This is a genomic window from Bacteroides muris (ex Afrizal et al. 2022) (assembly GCF_004793475.1).
Taxonomy (GTDB): Bacteria; Bacteroidota; Bacteroidia; order Bacteroidales; family Bacteroidaceae; genus Bacteroides; species Bacteroides muris.
In genome coordinates this window covers 67530-92512 of the sequence record NZ_SRYZ01000010.1, presented here as the reverse complement: position 1 = coordinate 92512, position 24983 = coordinate 67530, and the positions used below count along the sequence as shown (strand labels likewise).

The window sequence follows — 24983 nt, the reverse complement described above, 5'->3', positions numbered from 1 at the left end:
AATCTATTTTGTTTTTATTTATTCTGATCTCTTTCTATGATTCCAATCACATCTTCATTCGTCTTGATAATCCGCTCCATATCCTTATTCAAACGGATACGGAATGCCCATATACGGAAATAAAAGAACAAGCCTATCGGGAGAACAACTCCGCAAAGCAGGTTCGGCCAATAATTGCGGAACGGGCGGACATGCGCACGGACCGGAATGACTGGATAAGTGTTCAGTGCAGTCAACAGAGTGACAGACTTTGTGTTAGACAATTCATCTATCAGGTTTTCCAGACGTTCGTTAATACCCTCCATTGCCTCATCCTGGTTATCAGTCATCCACAATCTAAAATAATTTGGAGCACGTTTCAGACCTTTCTTATCGGCATATTCACGGCAGTCGGCTGACAAAGCCTTCAATTCTTCCGGAATGCGTGCATAGTCAGGGTCGTGAATGATAACTTCCTTACGGAACAGATGCCGTACGCTACGAATGCCCACAACCTTCTTGAACCAATTTATATAGGCATCGGCATTCAATACCACTGAATCATTGTTGGATTTATATGTCAGGAATGCACCCAATGGGGCTAAGACAGCAGTACTGGTCCACATACCCATCCAGACCACCCACTGTCCGTCACGGGCCATTTTATACCCTGTATTGTTAATGATGTAATAGATAATAAAAATCAATACAGAAACCACCACCGGCATTCCCAAGCCCCCTTTACGGATAATTCCTCCGAGTGGTGCACCAATAAAGAAGAAGATGAGACATGCCAGAGAAAGAGTCAGTTTCTCATGCCAAGAAGTCATGTGTCGTCGAAGACTGCTTTCGGTCTGCGATATATTAAAGCTCTTAAAACTCCAGTCACTCCCCGCACTCTCTGCACGGCTAACGGCTGTGGATATAACCTTCTGTTTCTGCATCAAAGTAGCCACATTGTAGAGGCTGTCTACATTATACTCACCTAAATAAGCCTTTTCAATCTTCAATGTATCCTCTTTAGACAAGCTGGCTGTTACCTTATAAGTTCCTGCCATAGCTTCTTTATAATAACTACGCCCCACACTGTCATTCTGCAATTTCATGGAGTCAATGTCTGCCTGCAGCATTCTCATATCCTTACTGTTGGACTGATTACTCATGATGCCTGCATCCACCATATTGAAATCCGAATCAAACTCAATGATTGCATGTTTTTCGCGGAATGTCTCACGCCGGTAAGGCACATTCCTCTGGTTCATATTCTGCGATTTCAGATTCTCAAACTGCTCACCATTGTATAAATGCAAATATAAATGCTGTTTGTCAGCCGTCATCTCCAGACGTCCCGAATCAGACTTGATAACTTGAGCATTCTCAAAACCTTTCTCAAAATTATATATCAGTACGTCATACAGCATACCAGTTTTGCGGTTCTTATGCTTCACATACAGATTATAACCATCTATTTCATCGTAGAACACACCTTCAGGAATATCCACTTCGGGAGATTTCTGCTTCATGGAAATAAGCAAAGTCCATAATTTTGTTTGGGCTTTTGGCCCTACGACATTTTGGAAATAGAAAGAGACACAACAAATGAAGCAAATAAAGATAATCAGTGGCCGCACGATTTTCAACAAAGAAATACCGGCCGCCTTCATGGCAAGCAATTCAAAACGTTCTCCGAAATTTCCAAAGGTGATAAGGGCAGCCAGCAGAATAGCCAGCGGCAACGACGCAGGTACCAACGAAAGCGCAGAATAAAAGAAAAACTGTGCAAGGACAGTCATCTCCAATCCTTTTCCTACCATTTCATCCACATACCTCCATAAAAACTGCATCATAAAGATGAAGAGGCAGATGAAAAAAGTACCCATAAAGAGCATGCAAAAGCTCTTCAGAACAAATATATCTAACTTTTTTATGCGCAGCATTTTACTCGTTTCATGCAATGAGAGCACAAAAGTAGTACAAAAAAGGGAGTACGGGAAATTTTTAATCTAAAGTTAACTAAAAACCACAAGTTCTTCGCAAAGTATCCACTTGTGATTCCCATAATTCACGCAAATCCCCCACTTCATTCGCATCAGCAAAATCTGTTATTTCCAACACGAAATCATTGGTCAGTTCATTGTTTGTCATTTTCAGTTCAAAGTATTCACGCCCGTTCCCATCATCCAGCCAACGAAAGCGAATGAATGAATACGCCCGCACGGCAATAATCTCGGCATCACGTTTTTCTGTTTTTCCCCAAAAAAAGGTCACTATTCTATCGTCTGACTGAACCCTATCAGCAAACCAACCCTCTAAACCTGTAGGAGTACTTATCGCTGCCCAAAGAATACTTTTAGAAGTTGCATTCAAGAGATATTCCAAATGTATTTTCTTTCTTTCCATAGTCTATTCTTCTTTTTATTGCGCCCGCCAAGATAAATACTTTTTTCTAATTACAGAATACAAATCATCAAAATTATTTATATCTTCCTTTTCACACGCCTCTAATTCATTGACAATGTGACACAAATGCTTTCAACAAAAAGCACTACCAACCACTTCAGTACTATATCATCAAAAGAAAAAGCAGAAAATATCCATAAAAGTTTTGGCAATTTAAATAAAAGCTATATCTTTGCACCCGCAATCGAGAAATAATGGCGGGATAGCTCAGCTGGTTAGAGCGCATGATTCATAATCATGAGGTCCCCGGTTCAATCCCGGGTCCCGCTACAAAGAAGATTTAGACTGTTAGGAGGCTTCCACTCTTGGCGGTCTTTTTTTATTTTGAATTCATGGGAACACAGCAGGAACACAATATTATTTTCTATTTGTTAATTTAAAGTTTAACGAACTATTGTTATAACGAAAACATTATTTTTGCCCTTTCAAATATTCAACCTAAAAGTAAAATGCCCTTAATGTTATGAAAAAAGGTTTACTGTTATACCTGTTTCTAGTCGTATCCCTTATGCTTCAAGGAAATGTCTATTTCAAACATATAGGCAAGACAGACGGATTGCCCCAAATTTCAGTGATGTCCATTTGCCAGGATGAATTAGGGAGAATGTGGTTTGGTACCTTAGAAGGACTAGGCTGCTATGACGGCAACTCTATGACTGTCTATAAACCATCGCCAGAGCCCACTAGATTTTTTTTGGGGAATGAAATCCATAATCTTGTAAGTGACAAACAAGGAAATATCTTCTTTACTTCAGACAATGTACTCTTCCATTATGACCTTCACAAAGAGCAGTTCTCCCCTTTGCAACGGAAAGTCAACTGCCTCCATGTACAAGGCCATACCGTGTGGGCAGCAACACAAGATTCCGTCTTTAAGTGGAATCCGGTCAAAGAACAGTTCTCCTTTGTCTATCGTCTCAAACCAAACCAATATATAACCAGCCTTTATTCAGATACCAACGATTGTCTATGGCTCGGTACTTCAAGCGGACTGTATCGTATAGACAACCTAATTAACCCTACGCCGGTATGTGTCATTGCCGAAGTCAATGTCCATTCACTTTATAGGGATACAAAAGGCAGAATGTGGATAGCGGCATTCCGCCAAGGCATGTACAAGATAGAAAACGGAATCAGCCAGAAATTTGTCATAGAGAAGGATTTTGCATTGTCCAACAATGATGTACGGTGCTTTGTAGAGGACAATGAAGGTTCCATCTGGATAGGAACTTTCAATGGTTTGAACAAGATAGACACAGCAGGAAACGTGTCATATTATAAAAAGGATACGCAACCCGGCAACCTGAAACACTCCTCCATATTCTCACTCTATAAAGACTCGCAGGGTACCATTTGGGCAGGCACCTATTATGGGGGTGTACAGTACTTCAATCCCCAAATGAATTTCTTCAGACATTATTCCGAAAATGCTAACAGAGCAGATTGCCTCAGTTTCTTTTTTGTAGGCAATATGGTAGAAGATAAAAGGGGAGACATCTGGATTTGTACAGAAGGAGGAGGATTAAATTATTTAAACAGGAAGACAAGGCTATTTACTCACTATTTTACAGAACTTAAAACTAAAGAACTATCTTTCAACAATTTAAAATGTATAGAATATGACAAGCTTCGCGATTGTCTCTATGTAGGAACCCATAAACAAGGCTTTTTTTGTTTTGACATTCCCACAAGAAAAATAAAATATCATATGGAAGACGCCGGGACATCCCTTTCTAAAATAACCTTGCGGGGAGACAGCCTTTACATACTCTCCAGCAAAGGAATGCTTGTAAAAAACTTGCAGACCGGAACTACCGACTATCTATATCCATCCATTCAAGAAACGCACGGAGAAGGATCTTCTTTCCTGATTGATTCAAAAAAAAACATCTGGATTGCCCAACATAAGCAAATTGTTAGAATCAATATGCAAAACCCCAAGGAAAAATACATCTATAAGTATGGAGAAAAAGGTTTAGGAAAATTTCAGGTATTGGAAATGGCGGAATATCCCGACGGTACTCTATACTTGGGAACCTACGGCACAGGCCTGTATAAGTTCAATTCCAAGGAAAACTGTTTTGAACAGTGCACCGTTTCCAATATCCACTACTGCTATAACCTGTCAGTAACTCCACACGGCTATCTAGCCATTTCCAATGAAAAGGGCTTGCTCATCTATCATCCCGAGACCCGGGAAATGAGGATGATCGATGCCGAGAGCCAATTGCATTTATCAGCAATCAACGACGGATGCGGTTTATTGGTCTGCCGTAATGGAGAAACATTCGTCGGAGGCGCTTCGGGCATGACCTCCTTCATGAACACCTCCCTCCTTACGCCATTACCTCAATACAACCTGTATTTTTCATCCTTGGCGGTCAATGACAGATTAATTTCATGCGAAACGCCCAACCACATATTGGACACTGCGCTGCCTTTTGCCAACCGGATAAACCTAAAATACAATGAAAACAACATTTTAATCACTGTTGCTTCCAACAGCTATATAAACAACACCGACAGAAAAATCTACGAATATCGGCTGGAAGGTTTCAGCAAAGAGTGGAGTACCAGTTATAACCACACGATTGTATATACCAATTTAAATCCAGGCAAATACAAACTTGTCGTACGCGAAAAGCAGCAAGGTTCACTTGACGACGTACACTCCATCGAATTATCCATTGTGATCCACTCTCCTTGGTGGGCCACCTGGCTGGCATACCTTATCTATATAAGCATCATAGCAGCCATGGTCTATATCCTCTTGAGCAACTGGCAAACCAGAATGCAGCTGCGCGCCTCGCTGGCACAGGAAAAGCTTGAAAAAGAAAAAAATGAAGAGCTCATACAGGCCAAACTCCAATTCTTTGCCAACATCTCACATGAGTTCCGTACCCCTTTGACATTGATTATTTCACAAATAGAAGCCCTGCTACAGTCCGGCAACCATTCCCCGTTCTTACGGGCGCGCCTGCAGAAAATCTATAAAAATACCTTTCAGTTCAGGGAACTGATATCCGAATTGCTTGACTTCAGAAAAATGGAACAAGGCAAGTTGCAACTACACGTATGCCAGCTTGACATTGTAGCTTATCTAAAGCAAATCCATCTGGACTTTACCGACCAAGCACTGCTGCAGAACATACATTTTGATTTTCAGACAGATACAGAAAGTCTGATGTGCTGGTGCGACGGACGACAACTGAGAAAAGTATTCTCCAACCTACTGTCAAACGCCTTCAAGCATACTCCTGAAAAAGGTAAGATAGAGTTGCAGATTCACGAAAAGGAAACAACAGTCGAAATCAAAGTAATAGATACGGGTGAAGGCATTCCACAAGAAGCGCTACCATACATTTTCGACCGTTTCTATCAAGTAGATACCGCTGTCTCCTCTCCGGGCAGCGGCATAGGGCTGGCCCTGTCAAAGGGAGTGGTGGCACTCCACCATGGTAAAATCAGCGTACAAAGCGCCCTTCAATACGGAACCATCTTCACCGTTACTTTACCCAAAGACAATCTCTTCCAAGAAGACAACTATGTAACGTTTACCACCCAAGAAACATCCGGTTATGACTATGCCGTCCCTTACGAAGAAAACACCGGGAAGGAAAACTGTATGGAAAAGACAGAAGAAGAATCCGGAACGCAAGAGAATCCCACAGACAAAGATTGCATATTAGTAGTGGAAGACAACGAAGAGCTATTGCAGGTACTAACTTCTTTATTATCACCGCTATACCGGGTATCCATCGCCATGAACGGCAAAGAAGGACTGCAAAAAGCGATGGAAGAACGTCCGGAACTTATCCTGAGCGACATCATGATGCCTGAAATGTCCGGCATCGAAATGTGTTCCAAAATCAAAAACAATTTTGAACTATGCCATATCCCCGTTGTACTGCTGACGGCCTTGACTTCCGACAACAAAAAAATGGAAGGTCTGCAGTGCGGCGCTGATGACTACATCGAGAAACCTTTCAATAGCAAAATGCTACTGGGACATATAGCCAATATCATACGCAACCGGAAACTTCTGAAACAGAAATTCGGAAAGGATATCTCTGCCGGCATCCCGGCAGAAACAGAAATACAGGCATTAGCTTTAAATCCCATTGACGCCAAATTCCTGACTAAACTGGAAGATATAGTAAAGAAGCATCTGGCCGACCCGGCTTTTGATGTCAATATGCTAGCCAAAGAATTGGCTGTAAGCCGCAGTTCACTCTACAACAAACTAAGAGCTTTAAGCTGCATGACACCCAATGAATTTATTTTGAACAACCGTCTGAAGCTTGCCGCGGAACTGCTGAAAAGCAGTCCGGAGCTACAAATAACAGAAATAGCCTACCAGACAGGATTCAACTCGCTACGCTATTTCAGGCATTGTTTTAAAGCTCACTTCAACCAGACACCCCAAGAGTACAGAGGCTGCTAAAAAATAAAGAATGTATATGGCATATTCACATTATTCTCTCCATATTTACAAATTTATCCATTATGAAAAAGAAACTACTGCTACTCGGCACTTTCTGTTTATTGGCAACTGCAACCATCCATGCACAGGAATTCCGAATACAATCCACTCCCCCAAATATATTTCCCAAGATGACTCCATCAACATTTCCCTGTAATACCAACTGCTGTCCGGTAACTCCCTGAGTACCGAAAACACGTTGTCCCTGCTCCGTTCATTAATGCCGGGAGAATTCCCTAAGGCCGATTTCCGCATATACATCGGAACCAAAGACGATAAAACGGTTAGGAACTACCGGAAGCAGATTCCACAAAAGCCGGAAGGCTATTTTCTGAAGAATGCAACAAATCCTGGGCAAATATAAAGGGAAGTTCCTTATCACCCTTAGAGAGCAACTGAATAAGGATATCCAAATCATGTAGAATGGCACCTATCTGAAAGTAGTCAAACAGATAGACAACCATACTCTTGCCGGGCGCTATATTCCTGAGGATTCAAATGGGGTGAACCGGATGAAAATTGTGGAATGACAGACTTACTTCTTGCTTATGGTTTTCTCCATCAGTATCTTTCCATCCACCCCTATAACTTGAAACTGCACCTTGCCTCCGTGCAGTTCCAAACGCACGGCAGAGCTTTCACCCTGCTCCAGCACGGGGAAATTATTTCCGTCCACATTCTGTTCATGGAAAAAATACCGGTGAGTATGTCCCGACACCAAGAGATCCACGTTCCCCTTGTTCAAGACAGGCAAAAACTTGCGTATAGCGTCTTCCCAGCCTACCCATTCTTTCTCGTCCTTCCATTGTTGGCTCATCACCATGGGGAAGTGGGAAATGACAATGCGGTATTTGGCCTTTTTATACTCCTTGGTATTCATCAGTTCCTTCAGCCATTCGGCCTGTTCCGTGCGATAGGCATCATAGTCGTTCAGCCCGGCATATACCCAATGGTTCTCCGCCTTGTCCTCACCGCTGTCCAGCATCACCACCATCACGTCGCCCAGCAGGCAGGAACCGTAAATCTTCCCGTTCTTCTTCGGGAAATAAGAAGAATAGGTGCGTGCCAGGTTGCCGCGTGTCTCGTGGTTGCCCCTCACCACCTCAAACGGGACGGACGATGCGAACAGCTTGACGCTGGTGTCGATGAACGAAGTGAACGGAATTTCGAACTTATCTATGTAGCTGGTCATGTCACCAGCATAGAAGAAAGCATCGCATGTCCGGTAGTCTGCCGCATGAAGCAGTTTCTCCAGTTTAGCGGCATCGAAGTGCATGTCGCTGGTGATAAAAAAAGAACCTCCCCTCTTCTGTGGGTCTATGGTAGAGAAGGTATGCCACTTCGTGGCAATACTGTCACCATATACCACCTTGTAGGGCTGAAACGAGCGCATCTCCTTGGAGATAATGCGATAGTCGTAGCTTGTGCCCGGTTTCAGATGCTCCACGCGCACCAAACTGAAGGTGTTCCAGGCCTCTTTCAGCCCGTCTTTCGAGTTGAAATGCTTCACGGCCTCAGCTTCCGGTGCATCATGCTGTTTCAGCTCCACCCAGGAGAATGCCTTCCGGGAAGTGGTGAACACGATGGTAGCTCCGTCCTGCGTCACTTCTTGCAGATAAGGGCCATGGTTTACGGTGAATGCGGTTTGGGCAGCTGCCTCCAAGAGAGAGCACCCCATGAGAATAGATAACAAGAATTTCTTCATACTGATTTTGTTTTTTAAAGTGAATTTTATTTTTTAAATAGTATAGACCAAGAAATGGCATCCATCCTGTTTGGACTTGAATCGGAAACTGTCCAATTTGGTCACGCTTCTGCCTCGCTCCACCCGGATATCCTTTATCTTTTTGCGCTCTATCGTCTTTTCTTTCTCATATTGGTCGGCAAACTCAGCATGGCGCGGGTCATTGATACCACCTATCGTGTCCTTCTCGACACGCACATGGAAGAGTGAAATCAGTTTCTTCATCATTGTTTTTCTGTTTTTGGGGGAAGGTTTTAAAAAGTTGTTTGAAACCTGCCATTCCGTTAAAGCTTCCGGCTGCTCATGCGTACAATCACCTTACCGGAAGTTCCTTTGAACATACATTCCGCCTCCAGCATCGTAATGCCCTTGATGGGCTTCTCACCTTTGTATGTGTTCTTGGCGGGATAAGTCTTGAACACCGCTCCTGCCGGAGCCACTATCTGCATGTAGAAGCGTTTGCCGTTGCGCACGAAGACAGCCTTGTTGCCGTTTGCTTTTACCTCAGCTTTTGTACCGGCCACCCATGTCACTCTGGAAGAGGCATCAAGCAGTTCGACTTCATCCTCCACTTCCATGGTGCGGTCGTCAATCAACGTGAATTTGCGGTATGCGCTCTTTGCCTTTTCCCGATACACCTCACACAGGTTCAATGTGGCGAAAGGCTGCTTGACTTCCGGTTGCTCCTCGCAAACAAAAGCGTGTCCGTTGGCATATTGCAAGCTATGGTCTATGTTGATGACATTGTGCGAGAAGTTGTTGTTACGGAAATACTTCCAACGCTCTCCACCGGGCTTCCCATCCCAGAATCCGGGCAGGTCGTAATCGTCCGCTCCGAGGTCTTCCGTCCAGAGCACACCGTCGCTCTCCACGATGAACGTGCCGCAGTCCATCTGCTGATGTGCCTGGTTGGGCAATCCGCCTTTGGCAGCCAGATATACGGAACCTTTCTTTCTATGGTCTCCGTTGAACACCACTATGTCGTTTATCTTGTTGTGATAGACCTCCAGAGCAGGCACAGTGCTTACTTCCTCCACAGAAGCGGTGTCGAACCATGGCAAGGAGAGGAAAAATACCTGATCGAACATCCGGGTGCCATACAGTGCTTTGCTCACCTCGTTCCGGTTCCATGCAGCCACTTCGGGTTGGTGAAACATTTTGCTGTAAAGGAAATAGGCAGGACCGCCGAAAGATTCATGTCCGATACCCGCGTTTCCGAAATAGAACGGATGTCCCGAGGGCGTAAGGGTGCGTATCTGGTAAAGCGCCGTGCGGGGAATGCCCGGCAATTCCGCAATCTTCCCCTTGTCACCTCCGTTGTCCGTCACAGCTTTCAAGTACATGGCAAGGTAACGGTTGGTATATCCCCAGTAGGCCGGGCCTTCGTAGCACACCCCGTCCGGTGCGAACAATTTCAAGCAATTGGGCATATACTTGGCAGCGTTCTCCAGAATGGCGTGGGTCTCTTCCGGATAATCCTCGGCCACGGCCAGTGCTCCCAGCACCATGCCGGTGTTGCACACCACGTTCCAGTTGGTCTCGCGCTTGGCCCAACTGCCCGGCCCTCCTTTTTCATACTCCGCCAGCACACGGTGCAAAGCGTTCTTGTAGATGCAGGCTTTCACTAATTGCTTGGTGGCACGAGGCAGTTCGTCATAGAGCCAGTCGTATGCGATGGCCACGGCAGCAGTCATTTCCGCTGTGTCCAGATAGTGTCTGGGATTCCAGTCGGGATAGCCGCACACCCATAAAAGTGCCCGGTTAGCAGCGTCCAGGTATTTCCGCTCTCCATACATCCGGTAGGCCAGCGACAATGTACCCAGCCTGAATAGGTATCCCCTCGACGTATAGAGCATGTTTCCATATTTATCCATTTCGTAAGGAAGCTGTTTCAATCCGGCAACAGAGTCAGCCTCCGCTTTCAGGAAGGAAGCCAGCTCTCCGGCCAGCGGGTCATTTTTTATCAATTGCTTCACTTTCGGGGTCTCGGCTCCGGTAAACAACAAGCGGGGATGACTCTGCAACCATGGTTGTTGTCCCCATGCAATACAAGTCCACAATAGCATAAATAAAAGCATTGTGCTTCTGTTCATTTGGAGTTTCAAGAAAATAAATTTGTTCATGGCGATTAATTCTAATAAAGTTTCTTTGAACAAAAGAAGCCTAAAATTAGATTAATCAAGAGAAGTATCGTCCAATTTTAGGTACATTTTCGTACTACCTGTCGAAATTCACACTTAAACAGGCCTAAATGATTATCCATAATATCCCTCATACCACTTTCCACATTACGATATATCAGTGCTACAGGGAGGCTGGGATATGTGGAATAGAAATTTGCAAGGCACTTAGCAATCAATTGTTTATACACTTTTTAACCATTAATACATGTACGAATCTACCCCATCTCTATACAAAATACACCCGTTTGCAATAAGTGTTAAATGTATGAATATGTTTGTTTTCTCCCCTTAAAGAAACGAATGTAGTCCGTCTGTGATTCCTCACGATTTTATTTTTGCAACGATGAAAAACCTTAAAATTACAGTAAACTATGTGTCAAAACAAAAAAGACAGATGTATGTTTCATGCTAACTTATCCAAACTTTTAGTTGGAGGTGCCTTTTTATTGGCAACAAGTCCGGTGTATGCTACCGGAAGAAACCATTCCGACTCTTATGCAGTGAACTCTTCACTTATCGTGCAACAACAAGGACGTACCGTTACAGGTATAGTGATAGACGATAAAGGAGAAACCATCATTGGCGCTAATGTAATGGTAAAAGGAACAACCAACGGTTCCATTACCAATATCGACGGTCAGTTTACATTAAACAATGTGCCCGAAGGCGCAACGCTGGTCATCAGCTTTGTCGGTTACAAGGAACAAGCTGTCAAGGTAGGCGCGCAAAGCAATCTCAACATCACGCTGCAAGAAGACAGCGAATTGATTGATGAAGTTGTGGTAGTGGGTTATGCTTCGCAGAAGAAAGTAAACCTGACGGGATCCGTATCTTCCGTAAACATGGCGGATATTGCTGAGAAGCGCCCCGTCACCAACTTATCTTCCGGTTTGGCCGGTATGGCGGCAGGTGTTTCCGTGACATCCAGCAGCAACGTACCAGGCAACGACAACGCCAGTATCCTAGTGCGCGGACAAGGCTCGCTGAACAACTCGGCCCCGCTCATCATCATCGACGGTGTGGAGAGTAACATCAATACCGTGTCTCCGCAAGACGTGGAGAGCATGACCGTGCTGAAAGACGCCGCTTCGGCTTCCATTTACGGTAGCCGTGCTGCCAACGGTGTAATCCTGATTACTACCAAGAAGGGTAAGCAGGGTAAGATTTCCGTAGATTATACTGGTTACGTCTCTTTGGAATCCATCGGAAAGACAGTGGAGGCTGTAACCAACTATGCCGATTACATGGAACTGAGAAACGAGGCTCATCGTAATTCCGGTGGAGGAGAATATGCCCAGTTCAACCAAGAAACCATTGATGCCTGGAGAAATGACAAAGGCCGCAATCCTCTGCTTTATCCCAATACGGACTGGACGGACGAAGTGTTCCAGACAGCCGTGGCCACCAATCACAACCTTTCGTTGAGCGGTGGCACAGACAAGATTTCCTTCTTCACTTCATTCGGTTATCTCAAGAATCCGGGTATCATTGACAATGCCGGTTACGAGAAGTACAGCTTCCGTTCCAATGTAGAGGCCAAAGTGGCCAGCTGGTTGACGTTGGGTGCCAAGCTTAACGGTTATCTCTCCAACAACGACATCGCTTCCGACAACATAAAAGACATCTTTACTTATAGTGACGCCAGTTCACCGGGAGTAGTGCTCCGCCATCCCGACGGTCGCTTCGGAGGTGCACAGGCTCTGGGTGAGGACATTCAGGTCAACAATCCTTTTATGTATCTCTATCGCAACAAAGGCAACAAAGAGGTGCGCAACTTCCGTAGCGCATTCAATGCAACTTTGACTCCCGTTAAAGGTTTGACTCTCCAAGGCTCTTACTCATACGAATTTACCGACAAGTTCAATTCATGGAGAACCCAGCCCATCAACCTTTGGAACTTTGCCCAGGATAACATAGTCAGAGCAGATGCCACCAGACACTCCATCAACAACTATAACCGCAAGGAAGAACGTATGTTCATGGATGGGGTTGTCCGTTACGATAACAAGTTCTTCGACAAGCATCTGGATTTGAATGTGATGGTAGGTGCCAGCCAGGAGATGTCTCGTGACCGCAAGATAAATGCCAGCAGAAAAGACCCGATAAATGGAAACGTTGATGTAATCGACGGTGCCACATCTGATCCGAACACATCCGGAAATCAGAATGAATGGACCATGCGTTCCTACTTCGGCCGCATCAACTTGGGTTGGGACAACAAATATCTGTTGGAGATGAATATACGCGCCGACGGTTCTTCACGTTTCTTGAAAGGTAACCGCTGGGGTTACTTCCCCTCCTTCTCGGCTGCATGGCGCATCGACCAGGAAAAGTTTATGGAGAAAACCCGTAGCTGGCTGGATGCCTTGAAGTTCCGTATGTCTTACGGTGAACTGGGCAACAACTATTTGGGAGATGACCCTTATTCTGCCAACTATATGTCTATCTCCAACTACAACGACTTAAAGTATGCTTTGGGCAATGTAGCTCAAACGGGGCTCTATATCAGCTCCATTGCCAATGCTGCCCTGACTTGGGAAAGTACAGCCGTTACCAACTTTGCCGTTGACTTTGCCACACTGAACAACCGCTTGTCCGGTAGCGTGGAATATTTCATCAAGAACACCAAGGACATCTTGATTGACTTGCCCGCTCCGTTGGTACACGGTAATGCCAAAGTTCCCCGTCAGAACAGTGCCAAGGTGCGTAACAACGGCTTCGAATTGACGCTGAACTGGAACGACCAAATCAATGATTTCCACTACAACATTGGTACGAACTTTACTTTCGTTGAGAACAAAGTGACCAAGTACAAAGGTAACGAACCGAGTTATAACGGAAACACTATCCTAAAGGAAGGATTACCCATCTGGTCGGAATACGTACTGCTGATTGACCGCATCATCGAAACTCAGAATGACTTGGATTATGTAGAATGGCTTGCCACTAATTCAGTAGATAAAGATGGAAATAAAGTAAATCCTTTCACCCAATACAAACGTCCGGAATTGGGTGACGTACTCTATAAAGATACCAACCATGACGGTGTTTTCGACGATAATGATCGCGTAGTAAGAGGTCACGGAAACAAGCCCCGCCTGTACTTCGGTATCAATTTGGGCTTCGAATACAAAGGATTCGACTTCTCTATGCTGATGTCCGGTACAGGCAGCTATAAAGTGCAATACCAATCTATGCACTCCTCCAATCTTCCGGCCAGTGCTTACCAAATCGGTAAGGAAGTGGCGGACGGACGTTGGTATGAAGGACGTAACACGCCTGCCAAGTATCCCCGTTTTCTTATTAACGACAGTCGTAACACCCGTGCCAGCGATATGTGGGAAACAGACAAATCTTACTTGAAGATAAAGAATATCCAGATGGGATATACCTTGCCAAAGAAGTGGACAAACGCAGCTGCGATGAACCGTGTACGTCTGTTCTGTAGCTTAGAGAACTTCTTCACTTTCAGCAATTATGTAGGTATGGACCCCGAGACAAGCGGTTTGACTTATCCTGCCATCCGTCAGGCTTCCTTCGGACTTAACGTTTCATTCTAAACAAACAACAATAACATCATGAAAAAATATATATTACTTCTGGCAGCAGCCGGGCTGATGAGCAGCTGCTACGACTTGGATCAATTTCCGCATGACAAAACGAGTTCCGGAACCTTTTGGCAAACCGAAGAACACGCATACCAAGGTATGGTGGCTATGTACGAAACCTTACGGAACGAAAATACTTTCGGCGCTTACTACAACTTGGATGCACTGGGCGAAATTGCCATGGATTACAACAACTGGCAGATGCCTGCCATTATCAAAGGAACTCATAATGACCGTACCGCCTATATCACAAGCAAATGGCAAAGTTCTTATAATGGAATTTTCCGTGCCAATTTACTGTTGCAGAATATTGACAAGGTAAATACCAGCGATGAGAAGAAAGCGCTCTATAAGGCTGAGGCCAAGTTTATGCGCGCTCTCCACTACTTCCATTTGCTCGACTTCTACGGTGGTGTGCCCCTTTATGACGAGACAACTGTGGTAGATCAGGAGTTTATGAATATGAAGAAGCCCCGTACTACAGCCGAAGAGACCAAGAAATTCATCTTGGACGATTTGGATGAGGCAGTGAATGTATTGCCCGTGAAATGGGGAAGCTCTGACTATGGACGCGCCACGCGTGGTGCTGCCGTGGCTCTGCGCGGTAAGGTGAAACTTTATACGAAGGACTTTGCCGGTGCCAAGGCTGACTTTGAGGAAATCGTAAAAGATCCTCAAGGACGTGACTACGGCTATCGCCTGAACGATAGCTATCCCGACCTCTTTACGCTGGAAGCCGACCAGTCTGCCGAAATGATTTTCAGCATTCAATGTGTGAATGGTGCCGACAATGAATATGGTTTGGCTTACTGCCTCCGCTTGGGCAGTCGTGCCGCTTTCGGCGGTTGCTGGAACAACAATATGCCTACCGACATCTTAGCCGATATGTACGAATACAAAGACGGCCGCCCCTTCAGCTGGGATGAGATTTATCCGGGTTTCTATGGTGACAGAGCATTGCAAAAGAGCATCTTTGAGGCGAAGTTGAGCACAGACAAGAAGAGCGTTGAATCTTATCCGGCAGACAGGGACAAAATCCGCACCATCTACAAGAACCGCGACCCACGTATGGAACAGACATTGATTACTCCATATGCTCACTTCTTGGGTTGCAACGGATTTACTCCTAAGGAGATGGAATATGTGCTGGCTACAGGTGTGAACGAAGCCAACGGTTTCTTGCGCGACAATCAAAACCACAATAATTATTATTGGCGCAAGTTTGTGCCGGAAGGTGATATGGACGGCATTTTACTTGAGCGTAGCAGTTCACCGGTGGACTTCCCGCTTATCCGCTATGCTGATGTATTGCTGATGCTTGCCGAGTGCTACAACGCGGTCGACCAGCAAGATGAGGCTGTTGCCCTGATTAATCAGGTACGCCAACGCCCGTCCACCAACATGCCTGCCTTGAACAGCGGTGCCGCTTGGCTAGAAGCTCACAGCAAGGAAGAAGTGTTTGAGCGCATCATGCACGAGAGAGCTATAGAACTGGCTTGCGAAGGCCATCGTTTCAGCGACCTTAGACGTTGGGGACTTGCCAAGGAGAAACTGAATTACGAATATGACGATATTTTGGGTAAATTCATCTTTAAGCGTGAATTCGTTGACCGTGATTATCTGTTCCCCATTCCGGCTGTGGAGTTCGAACGCAATTCTGAGTTGGGCGAACAGAACCCCGGTTGGTAACCTCTTGAGATAGATTTAGCAAATGTTTATATCCTGACCATAAAACTTTATTTATCGATAATTCATTTATGAAAAGTAAACTTATTACAACCTCTCTCTCTCTGCTTCTTTGTTTTCCGGCTTTCAGCCAGAAAACAGAAGCCGAGAAGTCATTCATTCAAGAAAACATGGAATTTGCCGCCAAGCAGTATCACCTGATGATGAAGACTCCTGCACAAGGCAAAGAAAACAAGGGAATCATGCCCCACAGTATGCGCAAGGACGGTACAGTATCCAAAGGCAGCATCTATCTGTGGACTGCCGGATTCTTCCCCGGCACTTTATGGTACATCTCCGATTTTCTTGGCGACAAGGCTCTGCAAGACTCCGCACTGGTTTATACCAAGTATATGGAACCTTGCAAGACATTCACTGACAATCATGATATCGGCTTCATGATGTATTGCAGTTATGGCAACGCCAACCGCTTCGCACCGAAAGAGGGTTACGAGGATATTCTGACCGAATCGGCCAAGTCTCTCTGTACCCGCTTCCGTCCCAAAGCAGGTGTCATCCAGTCTTGGAACGGCTTCCGTTCCTGGCATGGCGACAAGGTATATGATTTTCCCGTCATTATCGACAACATGATGAATCTGGAACTGCTGTTCCATGCCAGCAAGGTGACCGGTGACGACGAATACAAGAACATAGCTATCTCGCACGCCGAAAAGGTGATGAAGAACCAGATACGCAAAGACTACAGTCACTTCCACATCATCTATTACGACAAAGAAACGGGTGCTCCCATCAAGGGCGAGACCTCGCAGGGCTATTCCGACAACTCTTGCTGGTCCAGAGGCCAGTCATGGGGTATCTACGGATTCACTTTGTGTTACCGTGAGACGGGCGACAAGCGTTTCCTAAAAACCGCCCAAGGCATGGCTGACTACTACCTGAACCATCCTAATCTGCCCAGCGACAAGGTAGCATGGTGGGACTTCAATGCTTGGGAAGAGGGCTATGTGCCCGGTGTACGTTCCAGAGCAAGCATTACACCCATTCTTTATCGCGACGCTTCTGCCGCAGCCTGCACAGCCTCTGCACTGCTGGAGTTGAGTACTTACGTGAAGGGTGCCAAGAGCAAGAAGTATTTGGAAGGTGCCAAGCAGATTCTACACTCCTTGGGCAGCACCGCCTATCGTGCCAAGTTGGGCGAGAATGCCAACTTCATCCTGATGCACAGTACAGGTGCCATTCCTCACGGTAGTGAACTTGACGTACCCCTGACGTATGCGGACTATTATTTCATAGAAGCTCTGCATCGCTACAACAAAATATTGAACAACGAACCACTATTCTAATCTAATCTCAGCAATCTAAATCATTTTTTTCCCCTACTCCCACCATTCTCTCTTCCATAAAAGATATGACATTAACAAGAGATTGGTGGGAGTATATAGATTTCATATAAAAGATTTCTTCTAATTTTGAATGTCCTAATGATACATTAACCATTATAATAAAGAAAACATGCAACGATTACATTATTTCATTTTACTATTAATAGCAGTAATGACATTGCCCACCTCTTCCTTGCAGGCCAAAAGCAAGAAAGACAAAGCAACCAAAGAGCATCAGGTAACCACCGGTGCCGAAGACCGTGCCACATGGGTAAAGTTGATGTGGAAAATATCCTACCCCGTCATCCATAACCTGGCAGAGGGGACTTTGCGCCAGAATATGCCGATAGAATCCCGGAGCGGAAATCCGAGAGGTTATGATGAAGTGACCCACTTGGAAGCTGTAGGCCGTACATTGGCCGGTGTAGCTCCATGGTTAGCACTACCCGATGATGACACAGAAGAAGGAAAGCTCCGTAAACAAATGCGTGAGGAAGTACTGAAAGGGCTGAAGAATGCAGTTGACCCAACTTCTCCCGACAAACTGAACTTCACCAAGCAGCCGCAGCCCATTGTGGATGCCGCCTACTTGGTGCATGCTTTTCTGCGTGCCCCAAAAGCCCTATGGGAACCGCTGGACAACACAACCAAACAACGCTATATAGAATCATTGAAAGCCCTACGCAACCGGACGGGTGCATACAACAACTGGCTGATTTTTACCGGCCTGAACGAATCATTCATCAACTGGGCAGGAGGTGAATGTGATCCTTTCCGCCTGAAAATAGCCAAAAACAAGATAAGGGAATGGTACGTGGGTGACGGATGGTACAGCGACGGACCCAAATTCAGCATGGACTATTACAATGCTTACGTATTGAATCCCATGTATGTAGCCATGCTGGAGACATTGGCTGCCAAGAAGAGAGCCACTCAGAAGGAGGTGGATGAAGCACTTCAACGCATGATCCGCCACTCCGAATTTTGTGAACGTATCATAGGACCGGACGGAACTTATCCGGCTTTCGGCCGTTCCGTAACTTACCGCACCGCCGCTTTCCAGTCCTTAGCTGATGTTGCATTGCGTGAAAAACTGCCGACACATGTCACTCCCGCACAAGTACGTTGTGCGCTGACCGCCGTACATCGCAATATGTACGAAGGAAACCAGAATTTTGACAAAAACGGTTGGCTGGTTCTCGGTTTCAACGGACATCAGCCGGAAGCCGCTGACGGATACACCTCTACCGGAAGCCTCTATATGGCTACCTTAAGTTTCTTACCATTAGGCTTGCCCGCTGACAATCCTTTCTGGACAGATGTACCTGCCGACTGGACTACCAAGAAGGCATGGAAAGGGGAAAATCTTCCTAAAGATTACAAGGTAGAGTATTGATTTCAGGATAATATCTTACTACCGATTGATGAAAGTGTATCATAATATGACATTTATGATTCACCCCTCTCTTATTCAATCACCTTATGTTCACTAGTGTTCCGTTAAAAATACTCATCTCATAGAAATTGTGCTTTCTTCAATATCAAAGAGTTCTGATTTTTATTTTCTCAAAAATGACATAAACGAAAGTTTAACGGGACACTGGTGACTTAGGTTTCTTAATATCTGCGACAGAGGTGATTTTCATATTTTTGGTGTTTTGACATCCCCTTAATGATAAGTTGTTCCAACTGGAATGCAGAACAAGACTAAAAGAAGTTATTCCGTATCTCCTTTGCTATGTAACGGCCCATCAACTCCTGCCCCGGCTTGTCGGGATGCAATCCGTCGCGCAGATAGCGTCCACTACCGGAAGACTGCTCAAACTTCTCGGTAATGCCGCAATTGGAGTAACAATCTATCAACTGCACGGAAAGCGCCCGGCACAACTCACGCAGAATGGCAATCTTCTGCAGATTCAGTGTATTGTGTTCGGGGTTGCCGGTCTGAATCGGCGTGCACACAAATACACGGCACTGAGGATAATGCTCCAAAATGGTCTGAATGGCCCAACGGGCACCGCCCGCCATAGTACTGACATCCACTTCGTCGAGTGTCTTCCCCTTAAGGGCCTCTTCAGCACTACCCAGGTTACGGTCGTTCGTTCCCATAGAGAACACAAAGACATCGGGCGCAGGGTAAGCGCCACTTTCCACCTCAGCTATGAACTTCTGGATATGTACCTTCGATACGTTGTTGTGCCGCATCTGCAACTCATGCCTATCCTCTGTTGCCTGCCAACCGCCGGAGATGCCGGCAAAGCCTTCGCAGCCATAATCCTGAGTGTCGGGGTGGCATGCCCATGTGGCAGAACCGACCGCCACGTTATGATGTGTGGCGAATCCGAGCTTATCCACTACAGTCTTAGACCATTGCTCACCTGCGGTGATGCTGTTTCCGTCGCACCCGAAGTTCAGCTTGCTGAAGTCCGGATAAAGGGATTGCGCATTCAACGCAATCCCCATCCAGACAAGAATCCCCCAAACCATTAATCTATTCATTTCCTTTCTAATAAAAAACTATGAAAAACGTTCAATAATCTCCATGCACATGCGTCCGTTGTGATACGGACATTTCCAGAACCCCGCCTTGTCATCATCAGTGTTCACCGTGCCGTCGGCACGCACACTCCAATGCCATTCTCCGTGCTCGTAGTCTACCAGATGCTGCTTGATGAAGTCCCAGCATCGGAGAGCCTTCTGCATGGCTACTTCGTCATCAAAGTGCTGGTAGAGGTTGACATGCCCCACAACGTTCTCAGCCTGCACCCACCAGTGGCGGTCGGTATCAGTCTCTCCCTTATCCGGAAAAGCCTCGTATATCATGCTTCCGTCGGGCGTCAAACCTTCATCGGCAGCAGCGGCAATGTACTCTACGAGCGGTTCCACTTTCTCGAGGAGGTCCTTATCTCCCAAGACCAGAGCCGCCTCGTGTATCAACCAGGAAGCTTCAATGTCGTGACCGTAGGAGACAATACGGTACTTGCTTACCCAATCATCATTGAAGAACAGCTCCAGATGACCGGTTTTGATATTCAGAATCCGTTCAGTGAAAAGAGCTGTCAAATTGCGGAGCTGCTTCTCCAGACGGGCATCCTTCCATATCCGGAAAAGATTGGTATAAGGTTCCAGAATATGCAGATGGGTATTCATCGTCTTGCGCTCGTTCTCATCTTTGGCGCTAAGGCGCATGTCGGCTATTTCTCCCCATTCGCGGGTCAAGGCTTCGCAATAACCGTTCTTCACGGGGTCGAAACTATGTTCTTCAATAGTCTCGAACAAGCGGATGGCATATGCCAGCGCTTCATCATCGCCCGTGGCGCGGGCATATTCACTCAGCCCGTAGATGGCGAACCCCAAAGCATAAATCTGCTTCTTGGTATCGAGCGGATTGCCTTTATAGTCGAGAGACCAGTAAACTCCGCCAAATTCATTGTCATAGAAACGGTCGACAAGAGTACGTTTGGCACGCGTAGCCGTTTCCAGATACTCCGGCCTCTTCAGCAAGCGGTATGCAGCCGAGAAAGTCCACAAGATGCGGGCGTTCAGGATGGCTCCCTTTTCGGCTTCGGGCTTCACCTCCTCCCGGCCCGTGATACGGCCGTAGAAACCGCCGTTCACTTCATCCGTCATTTTGTTTATCCAGAAGGGGAGGATATTGGAGACCAGCTCCTCCTCCATCTCCTGTTTCATCTTCTTGATATCCACAAGTTTTTGAGTTATGAGTTATAAGTTATGAGTTATTCTGCTGAAGGTTCTCACGGCGCTCTTTCAGGTCTGCATTGATGGCTGCCATACGCGTCTTATTCAATGGATAGATGAATACGACAACGATGGAAAGTGCGGCTATCGCAGCAGGAATAAAGCTCATCAGATACTTCAAACCATCCAGCGCTTCGGGCGTCTGCACAGCATTCTCAGCGGTGTTGTAACCGAAGCATGCCAGCAGCGCCATTACTGCCCAGCCTGCAAATGCACCGCCAAACTTCTGCGCCATAGAGCCGGAAGAAAATATCAGCCCTGTAGAGGACGTACCGTCTTTCTGCTCGGCATAGTCTGCCACATCGGCATACATACTCCAAATAAGCGGAGACACGATACCGGTACAAATGGAGATAAGCACCTGGAAAATCATCATCAGCCACCATCCCAGTCCGTTATTCGGCACAAAAAAGAAGAGCACACTGAACACTACCAGGCACACGAGCGAAATGATATAGGTGGACTTCTTTCCGAACTTCACGGACAGAGGCACAGCCAATGCCACACCGGCCATGTTGCACACTTCACCTACCATCAGGAACAGGCCGGCATACAACACGAGATTGAAGAGGCCAAAATCGAGGAATGCATTGGCACTGATATAGTCCTTGAAGAAATAGGCGGCAGTAGCTCCACGCACCGTATTGAAGAAATTCGACAACAATGCCGCACCGTTTAATATCCACCAGGGCGAGTTGCGCACCAGCGACTTCACATCCTTGCCGATGGATTCGGACGCCACACTCTTGACATGCTCGCGCGTCATGCCAAAACAAACCAGAAAGCCCAGAAAGCAGAGCGTGGCAATGCATACCATGGCATATTGCCAACTGGAAGCATTGCCATAGTCCATTGATTTAAACCAATTGCACAATGGCTCCCATGCTCCCAAAGCAATAAAACTACCCCCGTATGCAAAGAACATACGGTAGGAAGAGAAAACCGTTTTTGTGTTCGAATCATCAGTCATCACCCCCAACATAGCACCATACGGAACATTGATTGCCGTATATACCGTCATCATCAGGATATAAGTGACATAAGCCCATATCAGCTTACCCGTCGTCCCCATGTCGGGCGTTGTAAAAAGTAACATCCCGGCGATGGCAAAAGGAGCTGCAATCCACAGCAGATAAGGACGATACTTACCCCAACGCGTATGAGTACGGTCTGCAATGACTCCCATCATCGGGTCGGACACAGCATCCCAAATACGTGTCACCAGCATCAGCAATCCCGCATCAGCCAAGCTCAGACCAAAAATATTCGAATAGAAGAACGGCAGATAATAGGAGAATATTTTCCAGAACATAGAGGAAGACATATCCCCGAAACCATAACCGATTTTCTCTTTCAGTGTTGCCATAGTATGTTGTATTTTTATTTTTTCATTATCTTCAGGTTCTTGTCTATCAGCTTCTTCAGCGTTTCTACCGAAGCTGATGAAGACAAGCCGTCAGCAGGCGTATTCATGCAATAGTCCACCAGCTTGTCAATGGTAGAAGTGGCTACATGCATCCGCGTGTCGGAAGAAGCGTAATAGATGAACACCGTTCCGTCTTCGTCGGCAATCCAGCCGTTGGTGAAAAGCACATTGCTTACGTCACCTATACGCTCCTCACCTTCGGGCACCATAAAGGCACCACCGGGGCTGGCTATCAGCTTCGTCGGGTCTTCCAAGGAAGTCATGTACATATAGAGCACATAACGCAACCCGGCGGCACAACCGCGGACACCGTGAGCCAGATGCAACCAGCCTTTCGGAGTCTTGATGGGATGCGGACCTTCACCGTTCTTCACCTCCTTGATGGTGTGATAGTAACGCCGGTCTATGATTTTCTCTTCCTTCACTTCAGCACGGGTTATGTCGTCTACCAATGCCCAGCCGATACCGCCCCCGCTCCCGGCATCAATAAAGCCGTCCTGCGGGCGAGTATAAAGGGCATACTTACCGTCTACAAACTCAGGGTGCAGCACCACGTTGCGTTGCTGACTCTTGGTTTTCAGGTCGGGCAGACGTTCCCAGTTCTTCAAATCCTTGGTACGGGCAATGGCAGCCGTAGCCGTAGCCGAAGACAAATCGCCGGCAGGCGCATTGTCGTCGTGGCGTTCGGCACAGAAGATACCGTAAATCCATCCGTCCTCATGAGCCGTGAGGCGCATGTCGTATATATTCGTTGCCGGAATCATGTCTTCGGGCATGGTGACAGGATAATCCCAGAAACGGAAATTATCAATGCCGTTGGGGCTCTCGGCTATAGCAAAGAACGACTTGCGGTCAGCGCCCTCCACACGCACCACCAACAGGTACTTGCCGTTCCATTTGATGGCACCCGAGTTCATGGCCGCATTCATACTGATACGTTCCATTAGGTACGGATTGGACTTCTCATCCAAATCATACCGCCAGAATACGGGTGTATGAGCTGCCGTCACTACCGGATATTTATAGCGTGTGAATATGCCATTGCCGTCTTCTACAGCCACATTCTTTCTCGTTATCAACTCTTCGTGTTTCCGAAAGAGTCCCTCTACCTTTTCTTTAAAAGCTTCCATGTCTGTTATATTAGGTTGTTTGTTTATTGATACAGATTTACATCGGCAGCAAACAGGGCCTTGGGATTGTTATAAAACTCCACAAAATCTCCCGCAGATGCCTGTCCCGGATAGGGGGCATAGTAATGGGTCACCTTTTCACGGGCATTGCGCCACACCAGCACATAGGCAAGCGGATACTTCTCCAGCACAGGCAGCAAAGTACCAGTCCACCATTTTGCATCGGGAATTCCTTCGTAACCGGTTTCGGTCACGGCAATCACTTTATCATGTGCTTTTCCTATACTGTCTATAATGGAAAGCGCCCTGTCCATTCCGGCAAGATAGTGATTCCGGTCGAACTGATAGGTATCGAAACCGATAACGTCTATCAACCCGTCACCCGGATATTTCTTCAGGTATTCCGTGGTATCTTTAGGTTCCGTACCCGGAGAGTAAGCATAAAGCACATTATCCACTCCTTTGGCCTGCAGGCTGTCCACCGTCATGTGCCACAATGCCTTATACTCCTCAGGGGTACACAGCTTCTCACCCCACCAGAACCAGCTGCCGCTGTGTTCGTGCCAGGGACGGAAAAGTACGGGTATCTTCACGCCGTCCGCCGTCTTCAGCGAATGAAGGAAGTCGGCAACTCCCCCCAACCAACCGGCAAACTTCCGGTGGTTCTCACCTCCGGGCAGGATGGACTTCACCACCGTCGTATCCGATACGTCCCAGGCATCACCACCCGTCTTGGGATTACGCGCATGCCAGCTGAGCGAAACCATCCCGCCCCGCTGATACTGATTGATTATCTCTTTTCTGATTTTATCGAAAGGAACCTTATCCAGATTGGCTGCATTTCCAAGTTCCAGCTCCCCCAAATCAAAGCTGATGACAGCCGGATAGTCGCCACACACGCTCTTCACATCCGAACGCCCTTCCTCACCTTCCCAGCCGATACCATATACCGTATCATCATGATGGCCGAACATGATACCTCCGGAAGGAATTTTCTTCAGGTTAGCCAGCAAGTTCTCCGTTTCCTGCGTACGTGCAGCAGCAGTCACTTCATTCACACTCTGTTCTTTTCTGGAAGAACCGCAGGCGGTCAACAGACTTGCCGCCAGAATCATCATAACAAATTTCTGTTTTTTCATATCC

General features: G+C 46.4%; 15 protein-coding genes and 1 tRNA gene. 6 read left to right on the top strand and 10 right to left on the bottom strand.

The annotated features are described in order from the left end of the window. Nucleotides 1–14 precede the first annotated feature (14 nt). A complete protein-coding gene (locus tag E5355_RS06810; protein ID WP_136009706.1) occupies nt 15–1916 on the bottom strand; it encodes an LptF/LptG family permease in 1902 nt (633 codons plus the stop codon). A 76-nt stretch (nt 1917–1992) separates the two neighbouring features. Beyond that, nucleotides 1993–2379 (bottom strand): START-like domain-containing protein, encoded by a 387-nt coding sequence (locus tag E5355_RS06805; protein WP_136009705.1) that lies wholly within the window; start codon nt 2377–2379, stop codon nt 1993–1995. 256 nt (nt 2380–2635) lie between these two features. On the opposite strand from E5355_RS06805, the gene E5355_RS06800 reads away from it, so the two are divergent. Beyond that, nucleotides 2636–2709 (top strand) — tRNA-Met (locus E5355_RS06800). A gap of 193 nt (nt 2710–2902) precedes the next feature. Then, a complete protein-coding gene (locus E5355_RS06795) occupies nt 2903–6883 on the top strand; it encodes a two-component regulator propeller domain-containing protein (protein ID WP_136009704.1) in 3981 nt (1326 codons plus the stop codon). 574 nt (nt 6884–7457) lie between these two features. Here the strand turns inward: E5355_RS06795 and E5355_RS06790 are convergent. The 3 genes from E5355_RS06790 to E5355_RS06780 are packed head-to-tail and all read right to left on the bottom strand — an operon-like array spanning nt 7458 to nt 10789. After that, the gene (locus tag E5355_RS06790; protein ID WP_136009703.1) at nt 7458–8627 is read right to left on the bottom strand and encodes a metallophosphoesterase family protein; all 1170 of its coding nucleotides are present in this window, start codon (nt 8625–8627) and stop codon (nt 7458–7460) included. A gap of 33 nt (nt 8628–8660) precedes the next feature. Continuing rightward, nucleotides 8661–8894 (bottom strand): hypothetical protein, encoded by a 234-nt coding sequence (locus E5355_RS06785; RefSeq protein WP_136009702.1) that lies wholly within the window; start codon nt 8892–8894, stop codon nt 8661–8663. Nucleotides 8895–8950: 56 nt separating this feature from the next. Beyond that, a complete protein-coding gene (locus E5355_RS06780) occupies nt 8951–10789 on the bottom strand; it encodes a heparinase II/III domain-containing protein (RefSeq protein WP_136009701.1) in 1839 nt (612 codons plus the stop codon). 458 nt (nt 10790–11247) lie between these two features. On the opposite strand from E5355_RS06780, the gene E5355_RS06775 reads away from it, so the two are divergent. The 4 genes from E5355_RS06775 (at nt 11248) to E5355_RS06760 (ending at nt 18921) form a co-directional block, all read left to right on the top strand. Next, the gene (locus E5355_RS06775; protein WP_246866897.1) at nt 11248–14409 is read left to right on the top strand and encodes a SusC/RagA family TonB-linked outer membrane protein; all 3162 of its coding nucleotides are present in this window, start codon (nt 11248–11250) and stop codon (nt 14407–14409) included. 18 nt (nt 14410–14427) lie between these two features. Next, nucleotides 14428–16146 (top strand): RagB/SusD family nutrient uptake outer membrane protein, encoded by a 1719-nt coding sequence (locus E5355_RS06770; protein ID WP_136009699.1) that lies wholly within the window; start codon nt 14428–14430, stop codon nt 16144–16146. A 68-nt stretch (nt 16147–16214) separates the two neighbouring features. Then, entirely contained in the window at nt 16215–17486 is a 1272-nt protein-coding gene (locus tag E5355_RS06765) for a glycoside hydrolase family 88 protein (protein WP_136009698.1), read from the top strand. A gap of 169 nt (nt 17487–17655) precedes the next feature. Next, the gene (locus tag E5355_RS06760; RefSeq protein WP_136009697.1) at nt 17656–18921 is read left to right on the top strand and encodes a DUF2264 domain-containing protein; all 1266 of its coding nucleotides are present in this window, start codon (nt 17656–17658) and stop codon (nt 18919–18921) included. A gap of 311 nt (nt 18922–19232) precedes the next feature. Here E5355_RS06760 and E5355_RS06755 read toward each other — a convergent pair whose 3' ends face one another. Genes E5355_RS06755 through E5355_RS06735 form a run of 5 tightly spaced genes read right to left on the bottom strand, consistent with a single transcriptional unit; the run spans nt 19233 to nt 24979 of the window. After that, on the bottom strand, nt 19233–20024 hold the full coding sequence (locus tag E5355_RS06755; RefSeq protein ID WP_136009696.1) for an SGNH/GDSL hydrolase family protein: 792 nt from the start codon (nt 20022–20024) through the stop codon (nt 19233–19235). Between the two features lie 18 nt (nt 20025–20042). Beyond that, nucleotides 20043–21230 (bottom strand): AGE family epimerase/isomerase, encoded by a 1188-nt coding sequence (locus E5355_RS06750; RefSeq protein ID WP_136009695.1) that lies wholly within the window; start codon nt 21228–21230, stop codon nt 20043–20045. Nucleotides 21231–21255: 25 nt separating this feature from the next. Then, a complete protein-coding gene (locus E5355_RS06745; protein WP_016273957.1) occupies nt 21256–22650 on the bottom strand; it encodes an MFS transporter in 1395 nt (464 codons plus the stop codon). A 14-nt stretch (nt 22651–22664) separates the two neighbouring features. After that, nucleotides 22665–23840, bottom strand: coding sequence for a glycosidase (locus E5355_RS06740; RefSeq protein WP_136009694.1), 1176 nt, complete (start codon nt 23838–23840; stop codon nt 22665–22667). A 23-nt stretch (nt 23841–23863) separates the two neighbouring features. Continuing rightward, nucleotides 23864–24979, bottom strand: a complete 1116-nt coding sequence (locus E5355_RS06735; protein WP_136009693.1) for a glycoside hydrolase family 26 protein — start codon at nt 24977–24979, stop codon at nt 23864–23866. Nucleotides 24980–24983: the final 4 nt, after the last annotated feature.